The 4,732-nt window shown below is 71.7% G+C and carries 3 protein-coding genes; 1 reads left to right on the top strand and 2 read right to left on the bottom strand.

All coding sequences use genetic code 11. The annotated features are described in order from the left end of the window. Window positions 1-401 (top strand): hypothetical protein (locus OUY22_RS35755; protein ID WP_270159751.1); only part of this gene is annotated, 401 nt, incomplete at its 5' end. A gap of 232 nt (window positions 402-633) precedes the next feature. Here OUY22_RS35755 and OUY22_RS35750 read toward each other — a convergent pair. Further along, complete coding sequence (locus tag OUY22_RS35750; RefSeq protein WP_270159750.1) at window positions 634-2,214, bottom strand: cellulase family glycosylhydrolase; 1,581 nt, start codon at window positions 2,212-2,214, stop codon at window positions 634-636. Continuing rightward, on the bottom strand, window positions 2,211-4,732 hold a 2,522-nt coding region (locus OUY22_RS35745), incomplete at its 5' end, for a glycoside hydrolase family 9 protein (protein ID WP_270159749.1). The genes OUY22_RS35750 and OUY22_RS35745, both read right to left, overlap by 4 nt.

The following is a 4,732-nucleotide window of genomic DNA, read 5'->3' as shown; positions in this document are numbered from 1 at the left end:
CCCGGGTGACGGCGCTGCTGGAGCGGTCCTCTCCCGAGGAGCACCACCACCACGGGCATCACTTCGAAGAGGACGCCGGGAAGATCATCTGTGCCGTCGACCCGTTCGGCGTGGCCCCCGAGGGCGCGCGGAGCGTGGCCGAGGTGGAGTGGGTGTACGCCCGGCACATGTGCGCGATCACCGGCCCCGGCACGGACTGGAAGACGTCCGTACGGGTCGCCGGCCCGCTCGCCGTGCGGCTCGGCCACCACACCGAGGTGCGGGTGCCCGCCGCGGGAGACGGCTACCCGGAGCGGGTCAGGGAGCTGATCCCCGAGCGCCTGCACGAGGAGGCCTTCGCGGACTTCGGCGACGACGCGGTGCTCGAAGCCGCGCGGGCGAGGTTCGAGCAGGCCAGGTAGGACCTTTCGAGCAGTCCGAGGAAGAGACGGGGCCCGGCCCGACGGACAAGGACGGGCCCCGCGGAAGCGGGCGGGCACCGGCAGGAGCGGTGGCCCGCAAGCGAACGCGGCCGGCGGAGGGGGAGGACTCTTCAGGCCGGCCGCGTTCGCGCCATCCGGGCGGGATGGGTTCGCAGGGGCGGTTCACTTCATCGGGATGGGCCTCACCTCCTCGGCGTGGGGGACGGGTCGGTCAGGTGGCGCAGGTGTAGCCGGACGGCACGCTGGTCTGGCCGCTGGGCCGGGAGGCCTGGAAGCCGAAGCCGGCACTGCCGCCGGGGGCGAGGTTGCCGTTGTAGCCGAGGTTCTTCGCGGTCACGGTCTGGCCGCTGACGGAGACGGCGGCGTTCCAGGAGCCGGTGATCCGGTGGCCGGCGGGCAGCGTGAACGTCACCGTCCACCCCGTCACGGCCGAGGCGCCGGTGTTGGTGACGCCGGCCTGGACGACGTACCCGTCGCCCCACTGGCTCTGCACCGTGGGGGTCACCGAGCAGCCGCCGCCCGAGCCCGGCTGGGTGGTGAACGAGCCGTTCGGCGACGACGCGGACTGGTTGCCCGCCGCGTCCCTGGCGCGCACGTACACCTGGTAGGCGGTGGCCGGGGTGAGGCCGGAGAGGGTGATCGCGTTGGTCGCCGTCTGGCCGAGGAGCGTGCCGCCGGAGCGGTAGACGTCGTAGCCGGTGACGCCCACGTCGTCGGTGGAGGCGGTCCAGGTGAGGCGGGCGCCGGTGGCGGTCACGTTCGACGCGGACGGGGCTCCGGGGGTGGACGGCGGGGTGGTGTCGATCGGGCCGCCGCCACCGTAGATCGCGGCCTCGCGGGCGGTCGCCCTGATGCCGTTGGTCCCGTTGAAGAGCCGCTGTCCCCAGGAGGTGAGCTGGGTGACGTCGAAATTCGTCACCTGGTCCAGGTACTCGACGCCGCCGCCGTTGCCGCTCCACGACCAGCCGAAGTAGCCGAGGCCGCGGCTCACGGCCTGGGCCATGATCGTGTCCTCGTCGGGGTTGCCGTCGGAGTGGTCGTGCCCGAACTCGCCCACGACCAGCGGCAGCCCCGCGGTCCTGAACGCGTCCAGGTACGCGGTGATCTCCGCGGCCGTGTCGAAGACCCCGTACATGTGGATCGAGAAGATCACGTTGCGGTCGGGGTCGCTGTCGAAGACGGTCCTGGCGTTGTCCCGCATGGTGAACTGCCAGTCCTGTCCCCAGTTGGGGGCGTCGACCATGAGCGCGTGGTCGAAGCCGTTGGTCCGCAGCTTCTGGATCGCGGCCGAGGTGGCGGCGGCCCACCCGGGGGTGACGGCGTTGTTGCCGATGGGCTCGTTGCCGATGTTGACGATGACGTAGTCCTCCTGGCCGACCAGGGCGGACTTGACGCTGATCCAGTAGTCGGCGGCCTGGTCGAGGGTGTAGGCGCCGCTCTGCTCGCCGTACCCGGTGGTGTCGTGGTTCTCCAGGACGCAGATCAGCCGGTTCTGCTTGCACAGGGAGACGACGTTGGCCACGTCGGCGGTGTTGTTCGGGGTCCATCGGCCGCCGCTGAGCACCACCCGCACGGCGTTGGCGCCCAGCGACTTGATGTCGCGGAACGCCTGGGTCTGGCCGGTGTACCAGGCGTGCGGGTGGCTGGTGCCGCGGAGGACCAGGTTCTGTCCGCCGCTTTCGACGATGTTCGCGCCGCTGACGTGGATGCCGACGGCGGCGTGCGCCGGTTGGCTGATCAGGACGATCGGCAGGAGGATGAGCGCCGCCAGGGCGGCGAGGCGTGATCTCATGTGCTCCCCTCAGGGGTGCAGGTGATGGCCTGGGGCACGACGCCGGAGCCGTTGGCCAGGAAGCCGAACGTCGTGGCGCCGCCGGGGGCCAGGGAGCCGTTCCAGGTCTCGTTCCGCACGGTGACGGCCGAGCCCGAAGCGGCGTGCCTGCCGCCCCAGATCTGGGTGATGGTGCCGGAGCCGGTCCAGGACACGGTCCAGCCGGTGATCGCCGTGGTGCGGGCGTTCTTGACCGTGACCTCGGCCTGGTAGCCGCCGCTCCACGTGTTGACGACCTTGAACGCGGCGGTGCAGCCGCCGGTCGGGGCCGGTTCGTCGGTGGTGGTGAACGTGACGCCGCCGGACGGCGGCGAGGTGTTGCCCGCCGCGTCCCTGGCGACGACGTGCGCCGTGTACGCGGTGCCGGGCGTGAGCCCGGTCAGGTCGAAGGTCGTGCCGGTGGCCGTGCCCGCCTTCGCCCCTCCCAGGTGGACGTCGTAGCCGGTGACGCCCACGTTGTCGGTGGCCGCCGTCCACGTCAGCCTGGCCGTGGAGCCGGTGATCGCGGAGACGGCCGGGGTGCCCGGCATGCCGGGCGGGGTGTCGTCCTCCTCCTCGGGTCCTGGCGGCTGCCCCCAGATCCTGGTGGCGCCGCTGTGGAGCGTGATGTTGTCCACCCGCACCGGCGTCGCGCCCGGCGTGGTGGCCACGCCGCGGTAGGACCAGTCGTTGGCCGGGTCCCACGTGCCGGAGCTGGCGATCCTGAACTGGACCTCCCTGCGGTGCTGCGACTGTCCCGCCGGGGCGATGTCCTGGCCGGAGCAGTCGACGGACACGTAGTACGTGCTGCCGCCGGCCGCGTGCAGCGTCGGGGCCGCGCACTGGTTGTACGCGGACGAGACGGTGATCTGCGAGGCCGTGGTCGCGCCGTCGAGGGTGAAGTAGTAGCGGAACGAGCCGTCGTCCAGCACCCGCGCGGGCCAGGCCGACCGGTTGCGGATGATGGCCTTGATCTCGGTGAAGGTCGCGCCGGTGGCGTTCACCGCGGCCTCCACGAAGATCTCCGGCCCGTCGGGCGTCTCCTCGGCGGGGAAGCCCGCCGCCGGCGGCCCGCCGTACTCCCGGTAGAGCCGGGCGAGCGCGCTGGTGAAGCCCGCGTTGTAGTCGGTGGCGACCTCGTTCATCACGTAGTCGTCCCGCTTGTCGGTGTAGGCGTCGTTCGGCTCGGGCGGCCCCCCGACCAGCGCCCCGTACAGGGTGTGGCGGGTCTCCACCGGGGAGGAGATCTGGTCCGTCCACGAGCCGTGCGCGGTGCGGTGGTGCGGGTTCTTCGGCGGGTTGGCCCCGAACCCGATCACGTAGGACGAGTCGCGCGGGTTGTCGCCGAGCGCGTAGTCGATCTGCCGCACCGCGAAGTCGTGGTAGCGGGCCTTGCGCGTGGCGTCGGTGATCGAGTCGCTGTGCACGAGCGCCGCGAAGGCGGTGTTGGCCGCGTACCGCAGCGACCCCCACCGGTCCAGCACGGCCTGACCGCCGGGCGAGTACGCCACTCGGGAGCCGTTCACCCCGACCGTCCACCAGTCCAGCCAGCGGTTGGCGTCGTCGAGGTACTTCTGCTTGCCGGTCAGCTTGTGCAGCAGCACGTAGGCGCCGTAGGACTTGTCGTCCCAGGCGATGGTCCACTTGTACGACTTGATGGAGGTCTGGGGCTCGGTGCCGAGGCTGTCGTAGAGCGACTCGGCCTTGGTCAGGAAGGCCGGGTCCTGCGTTGCCCTGTACAGCCAGATCGCGCCCCAGACCAGCTCATCGGTGTATCCGCTCCACGAGTTGTAGAAACTCTGGGCGTCGGTGATGCACTCGCTGTACTTCTTCCTCACGGTGTCGGCGAAGGTGTAGAGCTGCCTGGCGTGGGTGACCAGCGTGTCGGCGTAGCCGGGGTCGGTGGGCCGGAAGACGATCGACGCGGCGGCCATCGCCGCCGCCGTCTCCCCCGCCAGGTCCGACCCGCCGCACGACGCGTCGATCTTGTACGCGGGACGGGCCATGGACATCGCCTCGGCCGGGCCCCACCAGGCGTGGTCCGCGCCGCCGTTGCCCACCTGGCCGTAGAGCACGTTCGGCGACGGGTGGGCCTTGATGAAGTAGTCGTTGACCCACCTGAGGTTGTCGAGCAGGTGGGTGAGCTGGCCGGAGTCCTGGTAGGCGTCGCGGTACTCGACCGCGCCCCAGGCCAGCATGGTGGCGGAGAACGCCATCGGGAAGCCGAACTTGACGTGGTCGCCGGCGTCGTACCAGCCGCCGGTCAGGTCGAGCCCGGCCGAGGCGCCGTCGTCCAGCGCGGAGTCGCCCCGCCAGCCCACCCGGTTCCAGTCGGGCAGCTCGCCCGACTGCTGGGCCTCGTAGAACCAGAGCGACTTCTGCAGGGCCTCGCCGTACGCGAACGCCGGGGCCGCCGCGGCGTGGGCGTCCGGTACGGCGAGGAGCGGAAGGGCGAGGGCCGCCCCCCCCCCCGCCGCGGGCCCCCCCCTCCCCGGGGGGC

The sequence above is a fragment of the Nonomuraea corallina genome (assembly GCF_027620315.1).
Classification (GTDB): domain Bacteria; phylum Actinomycetota; class Actinomycetes; order Streptosporangiales; family Streptosporangiaceae; genus Nonomuraea; species Nonomuraea corallina.
Note: the sequence above shows the minus strand (reverse complement) of the source record. Positions and strands in the feature narration are given on the sequence as shown.

Excerpts from the sequence above, each read along its gene's own strand:
- OUY22_RS35750 (WP_270159750.1), bottom strand. The coding sequence starts at position 2,214 with ATGAGATCACGCCTCGCCGCCCTGGCGGCGCTCATCCTCCTGCCGATC.